At 69.1% G+C, this 24,112-nt stretch carries 20 protein-coding genes and 1 tRNA gene; 16 read left to right on the top strand and 5 right to left on the bottom strand.

Translation table 11 applies throughout. From position 1 onward, the window contains the following. Nucleotides 1-364: 364 nt before the first annotated feature. The 3 genes from ACWEOW_RS13895 to ACWEOW_RS13905 all read left to right on the top strand — a co-directional run bounded on the left by ACWEOW_RS13895 (nucleotide 365) and on the right by ACWEOW_RS13905 (nucleotide 4,449). Nucleotides 365-1,984, top strand: a complete 1,620-nt coding sequence (locus ACWEOW_RS13895) for a sunset domain-containing protein (RefSeq protein WP_452269800.1) — start codon at nucleotides 365-367, stop codon at nucleotides 1,982-1,984. Nucleotides 1,985-2,091: 107 nt separating this feature from the next. Continuing rightward, entirely contained in the window at nucleotides 2,092-3,852 is a 1,761-nt protein-coding gene (gene argS / locus ACWEOW_RS13900) for an arginine--tRNA ligase (RefSeq protein ID WP_452269801.1), read from the top strand. 213 nt (nucleotides 3,853-4,065) lie between these two features. Beyond that, nucleotides 4,066-4,449, top strand: a complete 384-nt coding sequence (locus tag ACWEOW_RS13905) for an SHOCT domain-containing protein (RefSeq protein ID WP_452269802.1) — start codon at nucleotides 4,066-4,068, stop codon at nucleotides 4,447-4,449. A gap of 193 nt (nucleotides 4,450-4,642) precedes the next feature. On the opposite strand, the gene xylB is transcribed toward ACWEOW_RS13905, so the two are convergent. Continuing rightward, nucleotides 4,643-6,076, bottom strand: coding sequence for a xylulokinase (gene xylB / locus ACWEOW_RS13910; RefSeq protein ID WP_452269803.1), 1,434 nt, complete (start codon nucleotides 6,074-6,076; stop codon nucleotides 4,643-4,645). Between the two features lie 255 nt (nucleotides 6,077-6,331). On the opposite strand from xylB, the gene ACWEOW_RS13915 reads away from it, so the two are divergent. From ACWEOW_RS13915 to ACWEOW_RS13925, 3 genes are all read left to right on the top strand, one after another. Continuing rightward, nucleotides 6,332-7,876 carry a Re/Si-specific NAD(P)(+) transhydrogenase subunit alpha gene (locus ACWEOW_RS13915; protein ID WP_452269804.1) on the top strand — a complete coding sequence of 515 codons (1,545 nt, stop codon included), beginning with the start codon at nucleotides 6,332-6,334 and terminating at the stop codon, nucleotides 7,874-7,876. 18 nt (nucleotides 7,877-7,894) lie between these two features. Then, a complete protein-coding gene (gene pntB / locus ACWEOW_RS13920; RefSeq protein WP_452269983.1) occupies nucleotides 7,895-9,298 on the top strand; it encodes a Re/Si-specific NAD(P)(+) transhydrogenase subunit beta in 1,404 nt (467 codons plus the stop codon). A 200-nt stretch (nucleotides 9,299-9,498) separates the two neighbouring features. Beyond that, complete coding sequence (locus ACWEOW_RS13925) at nucleotides 9,499-10,110, top strand: helix-turn-helix domain-containing protein (RefSeq protein ID WP_452269805.1); 612 nt, start codon at nucleotides 9,499-9,501, stop codon at nucleotides 10,108-10,110. A 22-nt stretch (nucleotides 10,111-10,132) separates the two neighbouring features. On the opposite strand, the gene ACWEOW_RS13930 is transcribed toward ACWEOW_RS13925, so the two are convergent. The 3 genes from ACWEOW_RS13930 to ACWEOW_RS13940 form a co-directional block, all read right to left on the bottom strand. Further along, a complete protein-coding gene (locus tag ACWEOW_RS13930) occupies nucleotides 10,133-11,635 on the bottom strand; it encodes an amino acid permease (RefSeq protein ID WP_452269806.1) in 1,503 nt (500 codons plus the stop codon). 110 nt (nucleotides 11,636-11,745) lie between these two features. Further along, nucleotides 11,746-12,759, bottom strand: a complete 1,014-nt coding sequence (locus ACWEOW_RS13935) for a PH domain-containing protein (RefSeq protein WP_452269807.1) — start codon at nucleotides 12,757-12,759, stop codon at nucleotides 11,746-11,748. Nucleotides 12,760-12,791: 32 nt separating this feature from the next. Continuing rightward, on the bottom strand, nucleotides 12,792-12,962 hold the full coding sequence (locus tag ACWEOW_RS13940; protein ID WP_452269808.1) for a hypothetical protein: 171 nt from the start codon (nucleotides 12,960-12,962) through the stop codon (nucleotides 12,792-12,794). 318 nt (nucleotides 12,963-13,280) lie between these two features. Here ACWEOW_RS13940 and ACWEOW_RS13945 point away from each other — a divergent pair, with 318 nt between their 5' ends. The 3 genes from ACWEOW_RS13945 (at nucleotide 13,281) to ACWEOW_RS13955 (ending at nucleotide 17,547) form a co-directional block, all read left to right on the top strand. Further along, nucleotides 13,281-14,114 carry a small ribosomal subunit Rsm22 family protein gene (locus ACWEOW_RS13945; RefSeq protein WP_452269809.1) on the top strand — a complete coding sequence of 278 codons (834 nt, stop codon included), beginning with the start codon at nucleotides 13,281-13,283 and terminating at the stop codon, nucleotides 14,112-14,114. Nucleotides 14,115-14,323: 209 nt separating this feature from the next. After that, a complete protein-coding gene (locus ACWEOW_RS13950) occupies nucleotides 14,324-17,167 on the top strand; it encodes an AAA family ATPase (protein WP_452269810.1) in 2,844 nt (947 codons plus the stop codon). A gap of 176 nt (nucleotides 17,168-17,343) precedes the next feature. Next, the gene (locus tag ACWEOW_RS13955; RefSeq protein ID WP_452269811.1) at nucleotides 17,344-17,547 is read left to right on the top strand and encodes a hypothetical protein; all 204 of its coding nucleotides are present in this window, start codon (nucleotides 17,344-17,346) and stop codon (nucleotides 17,545-17,547) included. Nucleotides 17,548-17,755: 208 nt separating this feature from the next. Here the strand turns inward: ACWEOW_RS13955 and upp are convergent, their stop codons facing one another. Further along, nucleotides 17,756-18,394: a uracil phosphoribosyltransferase gene (gene upp / locus ACWEOW_RS13960; protein WP_452269812.1), complete on the bottom strand. Its 639-nt coding sequence runs from the start codon at nucleotides 18,392-18,394 to the stop codon at nucleotides 17,756-17,758. A 17-nt stretch (nucleotides 18,395-18,411) separates the two neighbouring features. Between upp and ACWEOW_RS13965 the strand changes: the two genes are divergently transcribed. The 7 genes from ACWEOW_RS13965 (at nucleotide 18,412) to ACWEOW_RS13995 (ending at nucleotide 24,111) form a co-directional block, all read left to right on the top strand. Continuing rightward, the gene (locus tag ACWEOW_RS13965; protein WP_452269813.1) at nucleotides 18,412-18,930 is read left to right on the top strand and encodes a nucleoside deaminase; all 519 of its coding nucleotides are present in this window, start codon (nucleotides 18,412-18,414) and stop codon (nucleotides 18,928-18,930) included. A gap of 11 nt (nucleotides 18,931-18,941) precedes the next feature. After that, a tRNA-Ser gene (locus ACWEOW_RS13970) sits at nucleotides 18,942-19,031 on the top strand. Nucleotides 19,032-19,600: 569 nt separating this feature from the next. Beyond that, nucleotides 19,601-19,963, top strand: coding sequence for a hypothetical protein (locus ACWEOW_RS13975; RefSeq protein ID WP_452269814.1), 363 nt, complete (start codon nucleotides 19,601-19,603; stop codon nucleotides 19,961-19,963). A 456-nt stretch (nucleotides 19,964-20,419) separates the two neighbouring features. Beyond that, on the top strand, nucleotides 20,420-20,917 hold the full coding sequence (locus ACWEOW_RS13980; protein ID WP_452269815.1) for a hypothetical protein: 498 nt from the start codon (nucleotides 20,420-20,422) through the stop codon (nucleotides 20,915-20,917). Nucleotides 20,918-20,934: 17 nt separating this feature from the next. After that, complete coding sequence (locus tag ACWEOW_RS13985) at nucleotides 20,935-21,135, top strand: hypothetical protein (protein WP_452269816.1); 201 nt, start codon at nucleotides 20,935-20,937, stop codon at nucleotides 21,133-21,135. Nucleotides 21,136-21,307: 172 nt separating this feature from the next. Next, nucleotides 21,308-23,833 carry a TOTE conflict system archaeo-eukaryotic primase domain-containing protein gene (locus ACWEOW_RS13990; protein WP_452269817.1) on the top strand — a complete coding sequence of 842 codons (2,526 nt, stop codon included), beginning with the start codon at nucleotides 21,308-21,310 and terminating at the stop codon, nucleotides 23,831-23,833. After that, nucleotides 23,830-24,111, top strand: coding sequence for a type II toxin-antitoxin system RelE/ParE family toxin (locus tag ACWEOW_RS13995; RefSeq protein WP_452269818.1), 282 nt, complete (start codon nucleotides 23,830-23,832; stop codon nucleotides 24,109-24,111). Before ACWEOW_RS13990 ends, ACWEOW_RS13995 begins: the two co-directional genes overlap by 4 nt. Nucleotide 24,112 lies beyond the last annotated feature (1 nt).

Here is a 24,112-nt window from a genome sequence, read left to right on the forward strand (position 1 = left end):
CGGCTACCACCACCCCGACGCCCTCGCCGCCAGCATCTACCTGTGCTGCGGCGGCATCACCATCACGCTACCCACGGCAAGGTGAGGAGTAGCACACATGTTCGAACGGCGCGCAACCTGGTTCTGGTGGAATTCGCCTGCAGCACAGCGCATTTCGCGTTATCCACAGCGAGACCAGCCCGCAGGTCGGAGCACGATCGGCGCAATGGGGACCCGACGGCATACGGGTTTGGGGTGGTGTGCTGGGCGACTCCGGGGACGGCGGGCGTGTGGGTGACCGGGGCCTTGATCGCTCCGCTCGGCGACTGTGCGCAGTAGGTTGCGTGAGAGGTGTTCGTACGGTCCCGGAACCGAAGGGGATGGCATGTCCGACACAGGAAAGACGATTCTGTGGATCGTCGTCGCGCTCGTGGTCATCGCAGTGATCATCTGGCTCTTTGCATCAGCCCGTCGGAGCAAGGAGGCAGACGCGCGACGGTTCGAGGCATCGGAGCTGCGCGCTCACGTGCAGGAGCGTCTTCCGCAGGTGCAGAACCAAGAGGACCGCGCTTCGGTGACAGGCCGGATGGCTGCGGAAGCGAGAGCCGAGGCGGACGAGAAGGCCGCGGCCGCAAGGAATCTGGAGGAGCAGGCCGAACAGCATCGCGTGGCCGCGGAGGCTGCGCGTGCCGAGCACGAGGATCTTGCACGTCGCGCCGACCTCGTCGATCCAGACGTGCCGACGGACTCGGAGGGGTATCTCGTCGACGACCGCGGACAGCGGTTCGCCGGGCAAGGTCCCGACCAGGCGTCCGAGGTGCCCGAGGTGACCGAGGTGCCGGCTGAGCCGACCACGCGGGCCGAGTCGGCAGACTCGGGACCCAGGTCGATGAGCCTGGGCGCACGAGCGGGCGCCGTCGCCGCTGGTGCCTTGGGCGCCGCCTACACGCACGACGAGGACGACGAAGAAGACCTCGCCGACGCCGAGAATCCTTTTGCCGCAAGCACACCGGCCGAGACTGAGCCGGAGCCGAGCGCCCTCGAGCCCGAGGCCGAGGCCGAGGCCGTGCCGGAGTCAGCGGGCGAGCCCGAGCCAGAAGCAGAGCCGAAGGCCCGCGAGCCTGAGGCCGAGGCCGCGGAAGCGCCGGAGTCGGCGGTCGAGCCGGAGTCGGCGGTCGAGCCCGAGGCAGCAGCCGAGCCCAATGCGGAGGCCAGGGAGGACGCGTGGAGCGGTCCGACGTTCGTGCCTGAGGCTGAGGCCGGCTCACCTGGAGAGGTTTCCTCGGGCGACGTGCCGGAGGCCGCGGCGGGTCCCGGCCTCAGCGCTGCAGCTCCCGGCGATGAAGGGGAGGACTCGGCGAGCAACCCGGCCGAGCGGGACGAGCAGACCCGGCCGGATCTGGCAGCAGCGCCAGCCGAGTCGCCAGACGAGCAGGAGGACATGGGCGCTGCCGCTTCCGACGAGCCCGACGAGACGAACCTGGAGACGACGAGTCCCGCGGCGGCGGTTGCCGAGGCGGTTCCCGCCCTCCAGGACCGGGACAGGCACGTCGCGCTGGGGGGCACTCCTGGGGGTGACCCGGGAGACCACCGTGGACAGCCGTGGGCCACGACCCCCGGGGTGCCTGGCCTCGAGCAGGACACCGCCGAGCCAGAGGTGACCGAGCCGCAACCAGCCGTCGACACAGGGCAGGGTGTGGAGGGCTTGGGAGACCAGGACGACGAGAACCCTCCACAACCGGACGCCGAGGAGGCGCCCGCCGAAGCGCCGGGCGGTCGCCGGATCTCCACCTTCGAGGAGGTCACCGACGGAGGCTTCGGGATCGGGTCAGCCGCTCCGCTCGCCGACGGTGCCCAGCCGCTGGGCCACGCCGTCAAGGGCACGCGTGAGGGCCGGACCTTCCTGGCGCCCGCCGACGACGGTTATGACGACGTCGAGCCGGACGTGTGGTTCTACAACGAGGAAGCAGCCCGCCGAGCCGGCTTCAACCGCGAAGGGGAGTGAGCTCGCGACGTTAGCCCCCGATGCTGAGGGGTGGGACGGCATACCCGGCCTGACCGGCGGCGAAACGCGGGCGCGGGCACTCATGGCGCGCTCATAGACTGGCCCGCATGGTTTCACCGCTCGTCGCGCTCACGCCCAAGGTCCAGTCCGCGATCGCCGTCGCCCTCGGCGACGACTACCGCGAGGCGGACCCGGTGCTGCGGCCGTCGCAGTTCGCGGACGTGCAGGTGAACGCCGCGCTCGCGCTGGCCAAGAAGGTCGGTATGCCGCCGCGTGACCTCGCGAGCCGCATCGTCGACGCGCTCGAGCTCGACGGCGTGTGTGACGAGGTCGACGTAAGCGGGCCTGGCTTCATCAACCTCACGTTCTCCGACGCCTGGCTCGCCGAGCTGCTCCACGACGTCGACAGCGACGAGCGGACCGGCGTGCCGCTGGAGCCGACCCAGAACATCCCGATCGACTACTCCGCGCCCAACGTCGCCAAGGAGATGCACGTCGGGCACCTGCGGACCACGATCGTGGGTGACTCCCTCGCCCGCACCCTCGAACATCTCGGCCACAACGTCATCCGGCAGAACCACATCGGCGACTGGGGCACGCCCTTCGGCATGCTCATCGAGCACCTGCTCGAGGTCGGGGAGGACTCGCCCGAGGCGGAGCTGCTCGTGAGCGACCCGAACGCCTTCTACCAGGGTGCCCGGACCAAGTTCGACACCGCCGAGAAGGCCGAACCGGCAGGCAGCGCAGGCGACTTCGACAAGCGGTCGCGGGCGCGGGTCGTCAAGCTCCAGGCGGGCGACGAGCAGACTCTCGGCTACTGGCACGACCTCGTCGGCATGTCGAAGATCTACTTCAACAAGGTCTACTCCACGCTCGGGGTGACCCTGACCGACGACGACCTCGCGGGCGAGTCGAGCTACAACGACGAGCTCCGGGCGATCTGCGACGAGCTCGAGGCCAAGGGCATCGCGACGATCTCCGACGGCGCGCTGTGCGTGTTCCTCGACGGCTACACCGGCCGCGAGGGCAAGCCGGTGCCGCTGATCATCCGCAAGTCCGACGGCGGCTACAACTACGGCACCACGGACCTCGCCACCATCCGGTACCGCGTGGCCAAGCTCGGCGCCCACCGCGTGCTCTACGTCATCGGCGCACCTCAGTCGTTGCACCTCAACATGGTGTGGGACACCGCCCGCAAGGCGGGTTGGCTGCCGGACGACGTCACTCCTGTCCATGTCCAGATCGGCAACGTGCTCGGTGAGGACCGCAAGATCCTTCGGACCCGGTCCGGGTCGTCGCTGCGGCTCATGGCCCTGCTCGACGAGGCGGTGGACAAGGCGCGGACCCTCATCGACGCCAACCGGCCGGACCTCGAGGAGAGCGTGCGCGGCACGATCGCACGGCAGGTCGGCATCGGCGCGGTGAAGTACGCGGACCTCTCCGTCGCACACGACAGCGAGTACGTCTTCGACCTGGACCGGATGGTCTCGCTGACGGGCAACACCGGCCCCTATCTGCAGTACGTCGTCGCCCGGATCCGCTCGATCTTCAGGCAGGTCGCGCTCGAGCCGTCGCTCCAGCACGCACCGGTCGTCATCGGCGAACCGCACGAGCGGGCGCTGGCGATCCAGCTGCTCGGCTTCGGCGATGTCGTGGGCGAGGTGGGGTCGACGTACGAACCGCACCGCCTCGCGGCATACCTGTTCGAGCTCGCGCAGGCCTTCTCAGCCTTCTACGAGAACTGCCACGTGCTCAAGGCCGAGCGGGACGAGGTGCGGGCCTCGCGGCTCACGCTCTGTGCGCTCGTATTCCGCGTCATGACGACCGGGCTGGACCTGCTCGGTCTGGAGTCGCCCGAGCAGATGTGACCCACTCGTCGATCTGGACACGCAGATGCGCCAGAGCCGGTCGCCGGCTTCGGAATCGGGACGCCCACGCTGACCGACGATGCCGGAAACGCCCGGTCTGATCACCCGTTGCGGGTGAGCCGAAGACCTATCCCGGACCCGTCGCCCAGAGCAGTATGAAGGCACGCTCAGCAGCAGCTCGCGCCGCAGCCTTCCCCGAGAGAGGTCTCGCCCATGTCGTTCTGGGACATCGTCTGGTTCATCTTCATCTTCTTCGCCTTCATGGCCTACCTCATGGTGCTCTTCACGATCATCACGGACCTGTTCCGTGACGACTCGGTCAGCGGATGGATGAAGGCGCTGTGGATCATCCTGCTCATCTTCTTCCCGCTCATCACGGCGCTCATCTACCTCATCGTGCGCGGCAAGGGCATGCAGAGCCGGCACATCTCCGACGCCGAGTCGCTGAGGGAGAAGCAGGAGAGCTACATCCGGACGCTGGCGAACACACCGATGTCGCCCGCCGACCACATCGCGCGTGCCAAGGAGCTGCTCGACAACGGCACCATCAGCCAGGAGGAGTTCGACCAGCTCAAGGCCAAGGCGCTCGCCTCCTGACGCTGGTCTCGGATGCGCGCCGACTGACACACGCACTCCTGACAGTCCACGCGCCGACACACCCGGAAGTCGTCAGCTCCGCACGGTAATAACCATCGTGAGTTGACGATTCCCGGGTGTGTTGCGCGGTCGGGCGGTCCGGCTAGTGCCGGGGCCGTCGGGCGGTCGGGCGGTCGGGCGGTCCGGGGGAGGGTCAGCGGCCGTGCAGGGCTGCGAGCAGCGCGGCGTAGCGCGAGGTCACCTCGGACGTGTCACCTGGCGGGACGGCATACTCCGAGTCGATCTCAAGGGCCCACGTGGGCGGCTCCGCCGCGCCGGACAGCGCCCAGGCGGCCTGGCGTGCGGCACCGACGCCGACGTACTCGGCGGGCGTGGGCACGACGACCGGCGCGCGGAACAGGCCCGGCGAGATCTCGCGCACGGCCCGGGAGGCGGCCGCGCCGCCGATGAGCAGCACCCGCTCGACGGCCACGCCGTTGTCACGCAGCGCGTCGACACCGGCGACGAGGTTGCAGAGCATGCCCTCGACGGCCGCCCGAGCAAGGTTCTCGGGGGTGGCGTTCGAACGGGTGAGGCCACTCAGCGTGCCGGTGGCGTCGGGCAGGTCGGGAGTGCGCTCACCGTCGAGGTACGGCAGCAGGCTGAGGCCTCCGGCGCCCGACTCGGCCGACAGGGCGAGACGGTCGAGCGTCGCCAGGTCGACGCCCAGCATCGAGGCTGCGGCCGTCAGCACGCGCGCCGCGTTGAGGGTGCACATGAGAGGCAGGTGACGTCCGGTGGCGTCCGCGAAGCCGGCGATGGCGCCGGTCTCGTCGCGGATGGCCGAGTCGTGCGGGGTGAAGACCGTGCCGCTCGTGCCGAGCGAGACCACGACATCGCCGGGAGAGAGGGTCAGGCCCAGGGCCGCGCCCATGTTGTCGCCCGTACCGGCGGCCACGAGCATGCCGCCGTCGGTGTGGCCGGCGGCCTCGGCGGGCGCGAGGACGTCCGGCACCTCGAGGACCCGGCCGAAGGCACGCTCCAGCAGGTCCAGGCGGTAGTCGCCTTTGGCTGCTGACCAGTAGCCGGTGCCGGAGGCGTCCCCACGGTCGGTGGTCCAGCGGTGGAAACCGTTGCCCTGCTGAAGGATTCGGCCCGTTAGCCAGTCGTGAGGCAGCACGACCCGGGCGACCTGCGCGGCATGCTCCGGCTCGTTCTCGGCCAGCCAGCGCAGCTTGGTCACGGTGAAGCTGGCGACCGGCACGAGGCCGACTGCGTCGACCCACGCGGCCACGCCACCGAGCTCGTCCGTGAGGTCCCGGGCGGCACCGGCACTGCGCGTGTCGTTCCAGAGCAGCGCGTCGCGGACGACCCGGTCGCCCTCGTCCATGGCGACCATCCCGTGCTGCTGGCCGCCGACGGCGATGGCGGCGACCCCGTCGAGGATGCCGCCGCGGCTGGCCTGCTCGTACGCCTCCCACCAGCGGTCCGGATGGACCTCGGTGCCGTCCGGGTGCGGCGCACGGCCGGTGCGCACGACCGCGCCGGTCTCGGCGTCGCAGACGACGATCTTGGTCGACTGGGTCGAGCTGTCCACCCCTGCGACGAGGGTCTGTCCATCGGTTACGCGTTGCTGCGGTTGATCCATGCCGAAAGGGTCTCCCCTGCGCTCTTCTCGTGCAACATCGACTCCGCGTCTGTGAACACCTCCGTGAAGCGCGCGTCGTCCACTTCTCGCCCCCTGACTCCGCGGGCGCCGCCCGGCTGCCCACGATCAGAGACGGCGGCGCCGAGGGGTCCGGCCACCGGGTGTGATTTGGCAGGCACTCACCCCGATAGCGGCCCCTCGTGGTCTAGGTTCATGATCCAGTGCCGCCTCCCCTCGATCGGCAAGGAGCCAAGCGTGCAGATCGGTGTCCCACGTGAGTCGCGTGCCCGTGAGACGCGGGTTGCAGCGACGCCCAAGACTGTCGCCCAGCTCGTCGGGCTCGGCTACGACGTCGTCGTCGAGACGGGTGCCGGCGCGCTCGCGAGCTTCGACGACGCGGCGTATGCCGCCGCGGGGGCTCGCGTGGTCAGCGCGGACGAGGCGTGGGGCTCGCAGATCGTCCACAAGGTCAACCCGCCGACCGATGACGAGATCGCCCGGCTGCGTCCGGGCACGGTGCTCGTCGCGCTCCTGGCTCCCGCCCTCAGCCCGGACCTCGTCGAGAAGCTGCGCGCCGCGGGCGTGACGGGCATGGCGATGGATGCCGTGCCCCGGATCAGCCGGGCGCAGTCGCTCGACGTGCTGTCGTCGATGGCCAACATCGCCGGCTACCGTGCCGTCGTCGAGGCCGCGCACGAGTTCGGCTCCTTCTTCACCGGTCAGGTGACCGCGGCCGGCAAGGTGCCGCCGGCTACCGTTCTCGTCGCCGGAGCCGGCGTCGCAGGCCTCGCGGCGATCGGCACGGCCCGCTCGCTCGGCGCGATCGTGCGGGCGACCGACGCCCGCCCAGAGGTCGCCGAGCAGGTCGAGTCGATGGGCGCGGAGTTCCTCGCCGTCGAGATGCCCGAGGTCCAGGCGTCCTCCGACGGCTACGCCCGCGAGATGGGCGAGGACTTCAACCGACGCGCCGCCGAGCTGTATGCCGCACAAGCGCCGCAGGTCGACATCGTCGTCACCACGGCACTGATCCCGGGCCGGCCCGCTCCGCGCTTGATCACCGCCGACATGGTGGCGACGATGAAGCCCGGATCGGTGATCGTCGACATGGCTGCCTCCAACGGCGGCAACGTCGAGGGTTCGGTGGCGGACGAGCTGGTCATCACCGCCAACGGCGTGAAGATCATCGGCTACACCGACCTCGCCGCGCGGCTGCCTACTCAGGCTTCGCAGCTGTACGGCACCAACCTCGTCAACCTCATGAAGCTGCTCACGCCAGGCAAGGACGGGCACCTCGTCCTCGATTTCGACGATGTCGTGCAGCGCAACATGACGGTCGCCCGCGACGGGGAGCTGCTGTGGCCGCCACCCGCCATCCAGGTCAGCGCTGCCCCGGTGGTCGCCGCGACGGCCGCGGCGGTCGTGAAGGAGCCGGAGAAGCCGAAGGATCCGCGCCGGCGGTACGTCGGGATGGCGATCGCGGCGATCGTGTTCGGGGCGATCGCGGCGGTGTCGCCGCCGAGCTTCCTCGGGCACTTCACCGTGTTCGCGCTCGCGGTCGTGGTCGGCTACTACGTGATCGGGCACGTGCACCACGCGCTGCACACCCCGCTGATGTCGGTGACCAACGCGATCAGCGGCATCATCGTCGTCGGCGCGCTGATCCAGCTGGGTCAGTGGCGCTCTGGGATGTCAGCGGCGATCCTCATCCTCGCCTTCCTCGCGACCCTCATCGCGAGCATCAACATCTTCGGTGGCTTCCTCGTCACCCGCCGCATGCTCACGATGTTCCGGAAGGGCTGAGCGCACGTGACAACCGGAGTGGACCTCGCACTCATCCAGGCGGCATACATCGTCGCCGCGCTTCTGTTCATCCTGTCGCTCGCTGGGCTCTCCAAGCACGAGACGGCCAAGGACGGCAACGTCCTGGGCATGGTCGGCATGGCCCTCGCGCTCGTCGCGACGCTGTGGCTGGCGCTGCGCGGGTCGTCCGCGCTCAACGTCGTGCTCATCGTCGTGGCCATGGCGATCGGTGCGTCGATCGGCATCTGGCGGGCGCGCATCGTCGAGATGACCGGGATGCCCGAGCTGATCGCGATGCTGCACAGCTTCGTCGGCGCGGCGGCCGTCCTCGTCGGGTTCAACACGTTCCTCGCTTCATCCACCGCCTCGAGCGCCGGGGCGGTCGCTGCGGAGACCGACGGCGTCCACCTCGTGGAGATCTTCCTCGGCGTGTTCATCGGTGCGGTGACGTTCACCGGGTCGATCGTCGCGTTCCTCAAGCTGTCGGCGCGCATCTCGTCCCGGCCCCTGATGCTGCCCGCGCGGCACTGGCTGAACCTGGCGGCGCTCGTCGTGTCGACGGGGCTGCTCGTGTGGTTCGTCGCGTCGGCGTCGATCGTGCCGCTGGCGATCATGACCGCGATCGCGCTGGCCTTCGGCTGGCACTTGGTCGCTTCGATCGGCGGCGGCGACATGCCGGTCGTGGTGTCGATGCTCAACAGCTACTCCGGGTGGGCCGCGGCCGCGGCAGGCTTCATGCTCGGCAACGACCTGCTCATCGTCACCGGCGCCCTCGTCGGCTCCTCCGGTGCCTACCTGTCCTACATCATGTGCAAGGCGATGAATCGCTCCTTCGTCTCGGTCATCGCCGGTGGGTTCGGCTCCGACGGCGCCGTCACCAGCGGGGACGTCGACTACGGCGACCACCGCGAGACGAACGCCGAGGAGGTCGCCGACCTGCTCACCCACGCCGGCTCGGTCGTCATCACCCCCGGATACGGCATGGCGGTCGCTCAGGCGCAGTACCCCGTCGCGGACCTCACGGCCAAGCTGCGCGAACGCGGCGTCGATGTCCGGTTCGGCATCCATCCGGTCGCGGGGCGCCTGCCCGGCCACATGAACGTGCTGCTCGCCGAAGCCAAGGTGCCGTACGACATCGTGCTCGAGATGGACGAGATCAACGACGACTTCCCCGAGACGGACGTCGTGCTCGTCATCGGCGCGAACGACACCGTGAACCCCTCAGCGGCCGAGGACCCGAGCTCGCCGATCGCGGGGATGCCGGTCCTTCAGGTGTGGAACGCCAAGGACGTCGTGGTCTTCAAGCGCTCGATGAACGCGGGCTACGCCGGCGTGCAGAACCCGCTCTTCTTCCGCGACAACTCCGCCATGCTCTTCGGCGACGCAAAGGAGCGCGTCGAGGACATCATCAAGGCCCTATGACAGGCGCGGTTCCACGCTGGAAGCCCGACTCTCGGGCCTCCAGAGATGTCGCTCTCGGACGCTGTGATCTTGCTCCCGAATCCGGAGCAAGTTCACAGCGCGCCGGTGGACCTCCTGGCCGCCGCGTCCTACGGGCCCCGAAGCCGAGTCCGCCACTGTCACCGGTGTCGTCCAGACTCCTGTGCAAGAGAGGCGACGACATGGACGACGTATTCGAAGGACCGGGCTTCATCAGGAGGGTGCGTCGCCTCGCAGATCTCAGCCAGCGCGATCTGGCGGCCTCACTAGGGGTCTCGCCAGCGACAGTCGGTCGTCTGGAGTCGGGCAAGGCGAAGCTCGACGCAGGGACGTTCGCGACCATCCTTGGCCTCGCTGGGCTCCGTCTCGCGGTCCTCGACGAGGTCGGGCGCGAGGTGCGGCCGGTGCCGCCGGACACGCTCGTCGACAACGGTGGCCGGCGCTTCCCGAGCCATCTCGACGCCCGCCCGCCGGGCGACCAGCCGCCGCTCGACCGGGGGATCGATCCGCGTAAGGGGAAGCCTCCAGCCACGGGGTGGTTCGACGGGCGCACTCAACGGGACCTCCGACGGGCCCGCAAGGGCGTGCCGGATGATCATCCGACGGTCGGCGGCGAGCTCGAGAAGCGGCGTGTGGAACGAGCCGAACGGCTCGAGCGAGCTCGACGGGCCGGCCGAGCTGCACCGTTGCCCGAGTGCGAGTGTCTGGATGAGTGCTTCGAGGCGCTCTGCCTGGCCGACTGCCCGTGTCAGTGCGAGCCGGCCAGGGTGAGCTGGATGGACCGAACCGAGTAGGCGCCCACCGGACGCTGGAATCTCAGCGGTCGCTGAGGACCTCGGCTTCCATGCCCGGTTCGGGTTCGCCGGTGGCCAGCTTGCTGTGGCTCCTTGAGTACCCGAAGTAGACGATGAAGCCCACCAGCATCCAGCCGATGAACCGTAGCCACGTCTCGAGCGACAGGTTGAGGATCAGGTAGAAGCAGAACGCTGCGGACAGCCACGGGATCCATGGGTTGCCCGGCACGCGGAACGACCGCTTCAGGTCAGGGCGGCGCTTGCGCAGGATCGGCACGGCGAGCGAGACGAGCACGAACGCCGCCAGGGTGCCGATATTGACCATCTCCTCGAGCGTGCCGACCGGCGTGACGCTCGCGGCGATCGCGACCGCACCGCCGATGAGGAACGTCAGCTTGACCGGCGTGCCGGTGTTGGGGTTGGTGGTGCTGATCCCCGATGGCAGGAGCTTGTCGCGGCTCATCGCGAACGTGACGCGGGTGGCACCGATGATGAGCGTCATGACGACCGTCGTCAGGCCCGCAACGGCGCCCGCCGAGATCAACGTTGCGTAGCCGTCCTTGCCGACCGCGATGAAGGCCTTCGCCAGCGCGGCCTTCGGGTCGATGTCGCTGTAGTTCTGCATCCCGGTGATGACCAGGGCGACGGCGACATAGAGGATGGTGCACACGACGAGGGATCCCAGGATGCCGATCGGCAGGTCGCGCTGGGGGTTCTTCGCCTCCTCGGCGGTCGTGGCGACGACGTCAAAACCGATGTAGGCGAAGAACACCAGTGCCGCGGCAGACATGATGCCAAGGACGCCGAAGGTCGCCGGTGTGACGCCCGCGACGAGCTGCAGGACCGTGGCGTGGATACCTTCGGATCCCTTGGCCCCTGGTGCGGATGGCGGGATGAACGGCGTCCAGTTGTCGCGGTTGATGAAGCCGATGCCGGCGATGATCACGAACAGGACGATGAAGAGCTTGATCGCGACGAGAACGAGGTTGACGCGCAGCGACTCCTTGATGCCCTTGGCGACGAGCAAGGTCAGCGCCACCACGAGGATGAATGCAGGCAGGTCGAAGTGCCATCCGTCAGCGGGCCCGAGCGACTCGGGCCAGGTGACGCCCAGCTGTCCGAGGAACGTCACGAAGTAGGTGGACCATCCCTGGGCCACGACGCTGGCGCCGAGCATCAGCTCGAGCAGCAGGTCCCAGCCGATGGCCCACGCGACGATCTCGCCGAGAGTGGCATACGAGAAGGTGTACGCCGAGCCGGCGACCGGCACGGTGGACGCGAACTCGGCGTAGCACAGGGCGGCGAGCCCACAGACCACGGCGCCGAGGATGAACGAGAACACCACGGCCGGTCCGGCATACTGCTGGGCCGCGCGACCGGTGACGGTGAAGATCCCGGCACCGATGATGACACCGACGCCGAAAACGACGAGGTCGAGCGCGGAAAGACGTCTCTTGAGGTGGTGATCAGCCTCTTGCGACGAGGCCATGGACGCCTCGACCGACTTCGTGCGAAAGACACTCATCTGGACCTCCCGAACGCGTGCGTCGACTGGTCCAAACCAAACTAGACCCGTCCCGCAGCGAGGGCGAGAGATGGCGGCCCCGTGGGTGAGTCGCCGGGCCGGACTGCGGCTCAGTCGTCGCCGGGGTCCTCGCTCGGGTCGGCGACGCGGCGGGACCGCTTCCGCGAAGGCCCGGACTGGCCGGTCTGACCGGTCTGGGACGGCCGCGGCTGGAGATCCTTCGCGAGTGGCTGCTGCCAGATCGGACCGGTGTCGGCGGCCCGCCGGCGGCGCTTGATGTCCTCGCTCTCGTACACCGTCTCCAGGCGGGGCGTCCGCTGGATCGGCAGGGCGCGTGAGTAGGAGTCGAGGCGGTCTTGGATCGGGTTGTGGGTGCGATGGACATCGGGATAGCCGGGTTGAGGACCACCGGCGCTGATCGGGCTGGCCGGGGGAGTGGCTCCTCCTGGGCCGCCGCCGTAGCCGCCGGGGCCGTAGCCGCCGGGGCTGTAGCCCCCCGACCCGCCGTAACCACCGCCGGACCCGCGCCCACTCGGTCCGGCGCTGGGCCCGCCACCCGGTCCGCCACCCAGCTCGTCGAACTCGTCGTCGAAGTCGTCCTCGTCAGCGGGAGGCGGCACGATGTGGAAGATCTCGGCGCAGATCGCGCGGTACGTCTCGTCCGGCTTGGGGACCCACTTGACCTCGCGCAGCGCCTGGTCCTGGCCGGCGCTCTCGAGCACGAACTTGCCGTAGCCGAGGAACTGGCCGGGGATGGACCGCAGGTAGCTCATGTCGGTCACCTTGAGCAGCGGCATCATCGCGACCTTGTGGACGATCAGGCCGTAGCGCAGCAGCAGTCGCTTGTCCGTGGCGACGAACCAGTTGTGCTGCCAGTTGAGCAGCTCCCACATGAGCCGGGCGAGCAGGATGAAGAAGACCCACCAGAAGAGGGTCCCGACGACCTGCGACGACTTCGTCACGTTGGAGTCGATCCAGACGGCGACGAAGAAGCCGAGGATCATGGTGATGACGGGCTCGGCGAGCCGCGCCCAGTGGGCGTGCACGGCGATGACGAGCTTCTCGCCGGGCAGCAGCACGCGCGTCAGCCCGGTCGGGATGTCGCTGTTTCGTCGTGCTGCCATGGTGCCTGCCCCCGCCGATCGTCAGCGTCGCGTCATTGGTTCAGCAAGGATCCGAAGAACGTCAGGATCGCATTGAACCCGTCGACGATGACACCCCAGATGTTCGCGACGATCTCGGCGGCCTTGTCGGGAGAGGTGAAGACGGCATAAGCGAAGAAGGCGAGCACCGCTATCCCGATGAACTTCTTGGTCTTGGGACCCATGGGGTGCGCTCCTTGGAGGGTATGGCCGAATGGCATACGTCTGAGGCCAGTGTGCCGCAAGTGACGGATGTGAAGTGGGATGGGAGCCCCGCGTGTCCCGATTCGCCCGCGGGAGCTGGGGGTGACGCGACTATTGTCCATCGCGTGCCCGGACCGGTGTCGAGACCTTCTTCCTATGCGGCTGAGCTGCGGGAGGCGCTCGCCCGGACCCTGCGCGGGGCCGACGAGCGGCACCTGGTGCAGGCGACTGAGGCGCTGGTCGCACGGTATAGGGCGGTTGCGCCCGCTGCCACTCCAATCCTGGCGAGCGATATCCAGGTGGCCGCCTACGCCGCATACCGTATGCCGGCAACTCACGCCGCGCTGGCACGGGTCCTTCGCGACGTGGCGGGCACGGGCTTCGCGCCGCGCCGGATGCTCGATCTGGGTGGTGGGACGGGTGCTGCGGCGTGGGCCGCAGCGGCCGCGTTCGGCTCGCTCGAGTCGATCGTGGTGCTCGACCAGGTGGACGAGGCGCTCGCGCTCGGCCGGCGGCTCGTGTCGGACGCGCCGGCAGGTGCGCTGTCGCAGGCGCGGTTCGAGCGGGCGGTCGCAGGACGGTGGCCGGAATTCGAGGCCGACCTCGTCACGGTCTCCTACGTCCTGAGCGAGCTCGATGAGGCTGCGCAGTCGCGTCTCGTCGAGGACGCGATGGCTCGCGGCCCGGTCGTCGTCGTCGCCGAACCGGGGACGCCCGACGGCTATGCACGCATCCTGCGTGTACGCGACGCGCTGCTTGCGGCCGGGTGGACCCTGCTCGGTCCGTGCCCTCACGCGGCGAGCTGTCCTCTGCCACAAGGGGACTGGTGCCACTTCGCAGCGCGGGTCAACCGCTCGGCCGAGCATCGGCGGATCAAGGGCGGCGACCTGTCCTACGAGGACGAGAAGTTCTCGTGGGTTGCGGGGGCGTCGCCACAGGCGGCCCTCGCCGGGTTCGGGGCCGCGACCCGTCCCGCACGCGTGTTGCGCCACCCCATCAAGCGCAAGGGTCTCGTGGAGCTCCAGGTGTGCCGGCCGGATGGCACGGCGGGGCGCGAGGTGATCTCGAGGAAACAGGGCGACCGGTACCGAAACGCCCGCGACACCGAATGGGGAGATGCGTTTCCGGAATGAGGCGCATATTCCGAAGTTTCTGACAAAATGGACATGGGCCGCTTCAGATAGCGGCGCGGGCTAGTGTGAAGCCGTCCACCCAACACGGGGAGGTGGACGTGACGGTCATTTGATTCCGATCCCCTCAATCGGGAAGCAGTGCACCGGTGCAGAAAACGAGCGAACGCGGTACGGGGGCGCGGGCGGCACGCCACGCTCCGAGGTTCAGGATGCCTGTCCTGGCGGACTGGATGATCGACCGAGAACGGGTGGGGCCGTTGCTCTCGCTCGAGTCGGCTGTGGAGCGGGACGCCGGCTCCATCGTCGTCGTGACCGGCTCGGTCGGTGCGGGCAAGTCGACGCTGCTTGCGCGCTGGGCTCACGACGTGCTCGACCACGGCGCGCTCGTCGGGTGGGTCTCACTGAGTGGTGACGACAACGACGCCCATGCCCTGTGGGGCGCCCTCCTCACGGCGATCCAGCATGCCCTCAACGCCCACGACTCCGAGGCGTCCCCGATCGTCGAGGACCTCGTCGCGCCACGGCTGCCCGACAGCGGCGCGACGGGCGACCTCGTCGACCGGCTCGCACAGCTCGAGACGCCCTTGTGGATCTTCCTCGACGACGTACACGAGGTGACCGACGCGCAGGCACTGGGCGTGCTCGACCTGCTGCTCCAGTGGGCGCCGCCGACCCTCAACGTCGTCCTCGGGTCACGCTCCGACCCGTTCCTGCACCTGTCCCGGCTGCGGCTCGAGGGCCGCGTCCGCGATGTTCGCGACGACGAGCTGCGGCTGAGCCGCGAGGAGCTCGAGGAGATGCTGTCGGCTCAGGGCCTCGTGCTGACCGGGCCCCAGCTGAGCCGCCTTCACCACCTGACCGAAGGCTGGGCCGCGGGCGCCGGCCTGGCCGCCATCGCGCTGCGGACGGGGCGGGATGTGGACGAGTTCCTCCGGTCGTTCGAGTCCGACGACGCCGCCGTGGCCGGCTACCTCGTCAACGAGCTCCTCTCGGGGCTCGACGCGGACATCCAGGAGTTCATGTTCCTCACGTGCCTGCCCGATGTGCTCACGGCGGACCTCGCCACGAGGCTGTCCGGGCGCGACGACGCCGGTGAGCTGCTGCGACAGCTGGCCGGACGCAACAGCCTGGTCACCGCCCGGCACGGCGCCGACGGCTACAGCTACCGGTACCACGCACTCCTGCGCGGCTACCTCCGAGCCCGTGTCGAGGGGTCCGGTGCCAACCGGAAGGCCAGGCTGCACGTCGAGCTTGCCCAGTGGTACCTCCAGCACGACGGCCCGATGAAGGCGCTGGACCACGCTGTCGCCTCCGGCGACGCGCCCACCTGCCGGCTCGCCCTCGACCGGCTCTCGGTCGGGCTGCTGCTCAGCGGCGGCGCAGCCACGCTTCGCCGGCTGCTCGCAGCGGCGCCCTCCGAGGTCACGGACGAGACGGCATACCACTGCTTGTGGGCACTGTCCTGCCTCGAGCTGGGTGACCTCTCCGCCGCGATCTCGCTCATGGACGGCCTCGCGAGCGGCAACGAACGCGAGGCCGAGCCGTCGCGGCTGCCTGCGGACCGGCTGCGTCGGGTCGCGCGGCTGGCGACTCGCCAGGCTGTGGCCGGAGCTGCCGAGATCGCCGCCGACACGGTGGGGTGGTTCGCCGCGTTCACGACCACATTGGCCGACGGCGACACGAAGGCTCTGCCTGCGTGGGTGTCGGAGCACGGATTCCCTTCTGCGCCAGCGGAAGAGATGGCCGACATCGTCGCGCTCGTCGTGGCCTGGACGGGCCCGGCGCACGTGCCCGGTGCGGTGCTCGACGAGGTCGGGCTGCTCGAGCTCGCCCACGTCGGCAAGCTGCTGCTCGCGATCGGCCAGTACGACGCGGGGGAGGCCGCGCTGCGCGAGGCGATGCGCACTGCCAGCCGCCTCGGCTACACGTACACGGAGACGACGTGCCTCGCCCAGCTCGCGGGCGCCGCCGGCGCACGCGGGGACCTGGCCGAGATGCGCAAGTGGGCCGAGGTCGCCCTCGAATCGGCCACGACGTATGGCTGGCTGTCACTGCCGAGCCTGCTGCCGGCGCTCATCTTGGCGTCCGCCTCGGCGCTGGAGGGGCTGGACTACAGGCGGTCTCGCTGGCTCTGCGACGCTGCCGCCGCGATCATCGCGGGGCCGGACCGGCACGCCGGCCTGGGGCTCGACCGCCGCCCGGTCGACGTGAGCGAGGACCTCCGTCGCAGCGTCCGGGCGATCTCGGCGTACCTCGACTTCGCGGAGCTGCGCGACGACCCGGCAGCGAGACGGAGGCTGCTGCAGGATCGGGTCGAGGCCATCGACGAGCTCGCCGGCTGGGGGTTCAACCCGGTCCTGGTCGGCTCGGAGCTGACCGAGCACCACCGGATGGCGGTGGCCACCGGGCAGATCGACATCGCCCAGCGCGCCATCGACATCGGCGCCCAGGTACCCGATCTCGACGGTGACGTCGCCGTCCTGCGCGCCCAGCACCTGACGCGGCTCGGCCACGACGCCGAGGCGCGGGCGCTGCTCGTGCCGGTCCTGCGCGGGACCACCGAGCCGCTGCTCGTCACGAGCCTGCTCACTGCCTGGCTGCTGGAGTCCGCCCTCGCTGCGCGCAACGGGCAGCAGACCGTCTCGCACGACGCCCTGCTGTCCGCGCTGGAGATCGCCGGTCCCCGCCATGCGGTCCGCCGCATGCTGCAGGTCGCGCCGGAGAATGTCGAGAGCCTCAACAACGGGCGAGGCAGGTTCGGCCGATATGAGGCGTTCGTCGATGAGGTCCTGACCCATGTCGAGGTCCCGGCGCCCCCCGGCGCGGCCGAGGGAGACCACGCCCGGGCGGACGGATCGGTACCGCTGCTCACCCCGCGCGAGCTGTCCCTGCTCTGGGACCTCCCGTCGCTGATGACCGTGGCCGAGATCGCCGAGGCGCGCGCTGTCAGCCCCAACACGGTCAAGACCCAGCTGCGCTCGCTGTTCCACAAGATGGGCGTCGCATCGCGTCGGGACGCCGTCTCGGCCGGCCGGCGCTACGGCTTCCTCTGACCCTTCCGGGCTGCTCGTCGGTGCATCCTCCAGGCGCCGGGATCTTCGGGGCAGTTACACCTTCCAAGGGTGAAGCGACTCGCCCCGCGGCGCTGCACGATGGCTACCAATGAGCGGTCCCTCGTCGCGGTCGACCGCGACGAGAGCGCCCCCGGGAAACAAGAGGAGCTACTCACGTGCGTTACGAGTTCATCCTCGCCGAACGACTGACCGATGCCATGCGAGACGCCTTCCCCGAGCTGGAGGAGTCCACGGTCACCGACACCAAGGGGACCGTCCTCTACGGCAGTGTCCTCGACGGACCCCACCTGCACGGACTGCTGCAGCGCTTCCAGACCCTGGGCCTGACCCTGGAAGAGCTGCGCCGACTACCCGACTGACCCGGCCACCGGGGTAGGAGTGTGCCCACCCGGCGGTGGCGGGCGGGCAACTTCGGGTCGGGCGGCATACGGGTCGGGCGGCATACGGCGGCATACGAAGGTTTACGGCAGTCGGGGTCGACGGCATACCGGGGCGTATGCCGACTGACCCGGTGCGGCCGGGGCCAAGCGAGGTGGCCCGTTGAGTCACCCGGATCGGGTGAGGGGGTCAGACCACGCCGTAGAGGCGGTCGCCCGCATCGCCCAGGCCGGGGACGATGTAACCCTTCTCGTTGAGCCTCTCGTCGATCGTCCCGAGGACGACCTTGACCGGGATGTCGGTGTCCACGAGCGACTCCTGCAGGTGTGCGATACCCTCGGGCGCCGCCAGCAGGCAGACCGCGGTGATGTCGTCGGCGCCGCGGTCGACGAGGTATCTGATCGCGTCGGCCATCGAGCCGCCGGTCGCCAGCATCGGGTCGAGGACGAACACCTGCCGGCCGGTGAGGTCATCGGGGAGGCGGTTGGCGTAGGTGAGCGCCTCGAGCGTCTCCTCGTTGCGCTGCATGCCGAGGAACCCGACCTCGGCGCTGGGCAGGAGGCGCACCATCCCCTCGAGCATCCCGAGCCCGGCGCGCAGGATCGGCACGACGAGGGGCTTCGGGTTGGACAGCTTGATGCCGGTCGTCGGTGCCACCGGGGTCTCGATCTCGAACGGCTCGACCCGGACGTCGCGCGTCGCCTCGTAGGCCAGCAGCGTCATCAGCTCCTCCGCCAGCCGGCGGAAGGTCGGGCTGTCCGTCCGCTTGTCGCGCAGATAGGTCAGCTTGTGGGCGATGAGCGGGTGGTCTGCGACGTGGACGTCCATGGGTGGAAACTTAGCGCGTGGCCAAGCAATCCGAGACCCCCTCAGCCCCAGCGTCCGCGGCCGTCGCGGCGGCGACCGCAGAGACGTATGCCGCCTGGGTCGGCGAGTCGCTCGCGCTCGCCGCCGCTGCGGTCGGCTCCGAGGACGTGCCCGTCGGCGCGCTCGTCGTGTCCGGCGACGGCGAGGTGCTCGGCCGTGGCCGCAACGTGCGCGAGGAGCTCGGCGACCCCACCGGTCACGCCGAGATCGTCGCGCTGCGCCAGGCCGCCTCGGCTGCCGGCACGTGGCGGCTCGACGGGTGCACTCTCGTCGTGTCGCTCGAACCGTGTGTCATGTGTGCAGGCGCAGCCATGGCGGCCCGCGTCGAACGGCTCGTCTTCGGCGCCTGGGACCCCAAGGCCGGAGCGTGCGGTTCCGTGTGGGACCTGACCCGCGACCCCCTCGCCACCCACAACGTCGACGTCGTCGGAGGAGTGCGCGCCGAGGAGTCGGCGGCCCTGCTGGTCGATTTCTTCGAGGGACGCAGGCTCGGGTAAGGTCTCCTCTCGGTGGCGTGTCCGAGCGGCCTAAGGAGCACGCCTCGAAAGCGTGTGTGGGGGTAACTCCACCGTGGGTTCAAATCCCACCGCCACCGCCAACTGAAGCAGGACCCCGACACGCTTTTCGTCGGGGTCCTGCTTCAGTTATTGGGAGCTGCGGGATTTGGGAGGAGTTGGGCCAGGCGCCGAGGAACGAGGCGGCTGACCAACGACGGTTCCCACCGCCACCGCCGCTGACCTGCGGAAACGTCGGTCGGCCTCCTTCGGAGCCGGCCGACGTTTTCCGGGCTTAGTCTCATTCGTGTTCTCATTCAGGCGCCCGGAGACCACCGATGCGTCGTTCCCCGGGGTCCAGCACGGTTCGCGGACGTCCGTTTCGACCGGCAACCGGATGAGGAACACGCCCGCAGAGCGTGTGTCGTGCGGTGCCAAGTGATCCGCGCCGGTCCGCGACCGCATCTCAGCGATCGGGCGTGGTCGGGCGAGCGTTCACATGGGGATGGTCCTGCTGGGCAGGACGTCGACTCGGCTGGTCGTTGGCGGGCGGTGGGGCTCCCGGACGTTTCACGATGTCGGTGCTGCCGGCGCCGGACGGAGGCGAGCCCGAGCGCAACAGGCGTGCAGGCATGCGGAACCGGTCGCCGCGCCGGAGCTTCGCTCTTGCGTCATGGCAGAAGGTGTTCCGAAGTCTGAGGTGCGCCTGGCGGGTAGTTGGCGGATCGTGCGGATGAGTGGGTGGGACCGCGATGCGATCGACCTGGTGCAACCCGGTTTCATCGAGTTCGCCGATGACGGCATCGGTGAGTTCGGCTTTGTGGCCGTGCGGGGTTGGCTGAGCTGCCGCACAGCTGATCGCGACGGCCGGTCGGGTGTCGAGTTCACCTGGGAGGTTCTGGACGAAGGCGACCAGCTGAGCGGGCGTGGCTGGGCGGTCCTCGTCGACGCCGACGCGATCGAAGGGCATCTGTTTATCCACCTGGGTGACGACTCCAGTTTCGGGCAGAACGGTTCGCCTTTGCCGATCTGGTAGTCGGCTCGTGAGCGAGTATCAATACTACGAATTCCTGGCGATCGACCGACCGCTGGACGACACCGAAAGGGCAGAGGTGCGGTCGCTGTCCACCCGGGCGACGATCACTGCCACCCGCTGCGTGAACGAGTATCACTGAGGTGGTTTCAGGGGTGATCCGATTCAGTTGATGGGTCGCTACTACGACGCGCACCTCTACGTGGCCAACTGGGGCACCCACCGAGTGATGTTTCGCCTGCCACGTGACCTCCTGCACCCCGATGTCGTGGATGACTGCTGTGCCGGCGACCAGGTGAAGGCGTGGGTCACGGACAGCTTCGTCGTGCTCGACTTCACGAGTGAGGACGATGCTGGAGAGTTCGACATCGACGACGACCCGAGACGTTGCTGTCGGCGCTGGTCGGGACTCGTGCTGAACTCGCTGCAGGTGATCTGCGGCCGCTCTACCTCGCCTGGTTGGCTGCACACGGCTCGTGGGAGCGCGACGGGGGCGTCTTCGACCGCGACGACAGCGCCGATCTCGAACCACCCGTGCCACCCGGACTTGGCGCACTCTCTGGGGCGCAACGGGCGCTGGCAGAGTTCCTGCGCCTCGACGACGACCTGTTTGGGGCTGCGGCAGCGGTGTCCGCGCCGATGGGAGAGGGCGCCGAGGATCTCGATGACCTCGCGGCGTGGGTGGATCGCCTCCCGGCTGCCGAGAAGAACCGACTCCTGGAGAGGGTCGTTCGGGGAGAGGCCGCGCGGGTCAGGATGGAGCTTCTGCGCCGCTTCCGCAGTGAGGCGGTCACGATCGTCGCCGCTTCAGCGCGTCGGACCGTGCCGACCTGCTCGACGAGGCCGCGCGCCGACGGGCCGACCGCGACCGGCGGCTGGCCGCGCAGCGCGCCGAACACACGGCACGCCAAGAGCGGGCACGCCGTCTTGCCCACGAACGACGACTCGATGCGCTAGCAGCCGAGGGAGACGCCGTGTGGTCGCGCTTCGAGGCGATGATCGCCTCCAGGAAGCCGAGGGAGTACGACGCCGCCGTCACGCTGCTCACCGATCTGCGCGCGCTGGCCGAACGCGAGGCCCGCTACGACGCGTACATGTCGCGCACCATCGCGCTGCGGCAAGCGCATTCACGCAAACCCAGCCTCATCGAGCGCCTCAGCCGGGCAGGCATCTGAGCATCACACCGACGCGGGCTGGTGGAGAACGGACTCCAGACTCGGGGTCCATCCTCTGCACCGTCAACTCGGCGTGTTCCAGGGGACGCGGCGTGTTACCCGGAGGTGGGCAAGTGATCGGCGACACCGCCGTGCAGAGTCAGTAGCCTGTTCGACCGGCAGGATGGATCCCATGCTGGACGTCCGTGACGAGCTCGAGGCCTTGCGGCGCGAGAACGCTCGTTTGCGCCGCCTCCTGAGGCTCACCCCTGCCGAGGCATCGCCGGCGCGCGGCACCCAGACGGCGTGGTTCGACAAGGCTCCAGGGCCGGTTGATGGGCGTTCGTCGTCGGAGGCGAAAGTAACCTTCTACGCGGCCCTCTTCGCGGCCCGGCGAGATGCGTACGCCGTCCGCTGGAACAACTCCCGCTCCGGCGCATCAGGCTGGCTGCCGGCCGTGGAAGGCGGCTGGCGTAAGGGCAGCAAGGCGGCCGATCACCGCTACCTCCCTTTGACGCCCGAGGTGCTCGCGGCACATCTGACGGGTGACATCCACATCGGCCTGTACCCGATGATGCCGGGCGACCAGACGTGCTGGCTCGCTGCGGACTTCGACGGCCCAGCGGCGATGTTGGATGCCCTCGCCTACCTGAAGGCGGCGCGAGCCGTCGGTGCGCCAGCGGCTCTGGAGGTCTCACAGTCCGGAGTCGGCGCCCACGTGTGGATCTTCTTCACCGACCCGGTGCCGTCGGCGACATCGCGCCAGCTCGGCACCGCACTTGTCCGGGAAGCGATCGCGATCCGGGGCCGAATGAACCTGCGGTGCTATGACCGCCTCTTCCCGGCGCAGGACGTACTCCCCGGACGCGGACTGGGCAACTTGATCGCGGCGCCCCTTCAGGGCAAGCTCCGCAAGCTCGGGACGACCGTCTTCCTCGACCTGGCGACGCTCGAGCCCCACGACGATCAGTGGGAATACCTGTCCACCCTGCAGCGCCTCACACCCAAGCAGGTGGCGAAGCTCGCCGCCTCGCTACGGGAACCTGCGGTAGGGGCACGGGTGGTTCACGGCCTACCGGCCAAGTCGACCAGGACGCAACCCAGCCCAGCGCAGATCGTCCACCTCACCCTCGACGGCGGAGTGCGGATCCCCGGCTCCGAACTGAGCCCGTCGCTGTACGCGACGCTCAAACACGCGGCCTCCACCTACAACCCCGGGTTCTACGAGCGGCAACGCCGACGCCAGTCCACGTGGAATGTGCCGCGGATCATCACGTCCTACGACGAGACCCTCGACGACCACCTCGTGCTCCCTCGCGGCCTCCTCGACACCACGACGAGGCTCGTTGGGGAGGCCGGCAGCAAGATCGAGACCGATGATCGCCGAGCGAGGGGGACCTCGCACAGGCTCTCGATCGACATCGAACTCACCCAGGACCAGCGGGCCGCGGTCTCCGATGTGCTTGCCCATGAGCTCGGGTTGCTGGTAGCTCCTCCGGGCTCGGGCAAGACCGTCATGGCCTGCGCTGTCATCGCCGAACGCGGCGCCTCAACACTCGTGCTGGTGGACCGCAAGACGCTTGCCGACCAGTGGCGCAGACAGATCCTGAGTCTGCTCGGCGTCAAGCCCGGCCAGGTCGGAGGCGGACGCTCCAAGCTCACCGGAGTGGTCGATGTGGCTACCCTGCAGACGATCTCCCGTCGGATTGACCTCGACGAGATGCTGGGCGGATACGGCCTCGTCGTCGTCGATGAGTGTCACCACGTGCCAGCAGCCGCATTCGAGTCCGCCGTGCGCACAATCCCTGCCCGCTACTGGCTGGGGCTGACCGCGACGCCATACCGTCGCGATGGACTTGACGACCTGATCGGGTTCCAGCTCGGCCCGGTTCGACACACGCTCGAGCATGCACAGCCCGACACGCTCGAAGGAGTCGGCGCGGACAGGCCGCGGCCAGTGCTTGTCGTCCACACAACCAGCTTCCGGCTCGAGGCTCCGGTTGACCTGTCCGTGCCCGGGGCGATTTCCGGCGTCCATCGAGCGCTCGCCGAGGACGAGGTACGCAACGGACAGATCCTCGCCGACGTCGTCGAGGCCCACGGCCGCGGGCGCCACTGTCTGTTGCTGGCACAACGGATCGCCCACGTCGACCAGCTCGCCGCGAGTCTGACGGCGCGCGGCCTGGACCCCGTCGTGCTCAAGGGCGGAATGGGAGCACGCCAGCGAGCTGCCGCCCACAGTCGGCTCAGCCCAGCAGACGGCGGTCCACCCCTGGTGGTCGTCGCAACCGGTCAGGTCGTCGGCGAAGGCTTCGACTGCCCGGCGCTCGACACGTTGTTCATCGCCGGCCCGTGTCGTTCAAGGGCAGACTCGTTCAGTACGCCGGACGTGTACTTCGCGCCTACCCCGGCAAGCAGACCGCTGAGGTCCACGACTACCACGACATCGAGACACCTGTGCTCTCGGCTGCGCTCGCCAAGCGGGCGCCCGGATATGTCAGCCTCGGGTTTCCCGACCCTCGACGAATGTAAGCGATCGGCTCGACGCGGGGACATCGGCAGCCGCCAGTCGAGGCAGGTCGAGCACCACGTGATGGTTGGCACCCGCCAACGCGACCCCTACTGCGGCTGCGTCCGGCGCTCATGGTCGGTCGACCGTAGCCCTCCGCAACGCGGCTACGCAGCGGGTATGACGCGTTGCGTTATACTGGGCGGGTGATCAGGTCATTCCGGGACTCGGCGACGGAGCGACTCTGGTCACGGCAGCGGGTCAAACGCTTCGATCCGCGTATCGAGCGCACAGCCCTGCGCAAGCTCGCCTTGCTGGACGCTGCCGAGTCTCTGGCTGACCTGCGGGTGCCACCGGGCAACCGCCTCGAAGCCCTCCAGGGCGACCGCGTCGGACAGCACAGCATCAGGATCAACGACCAATGGCGCATCTGCTTCGTCTGGACCGACTCCGGGCCGACCGACGTCGAGATCGTCGACTACCACTGAA

Source organism: Monashia sp. NPDC004114 (assembly GCF_053603855.1).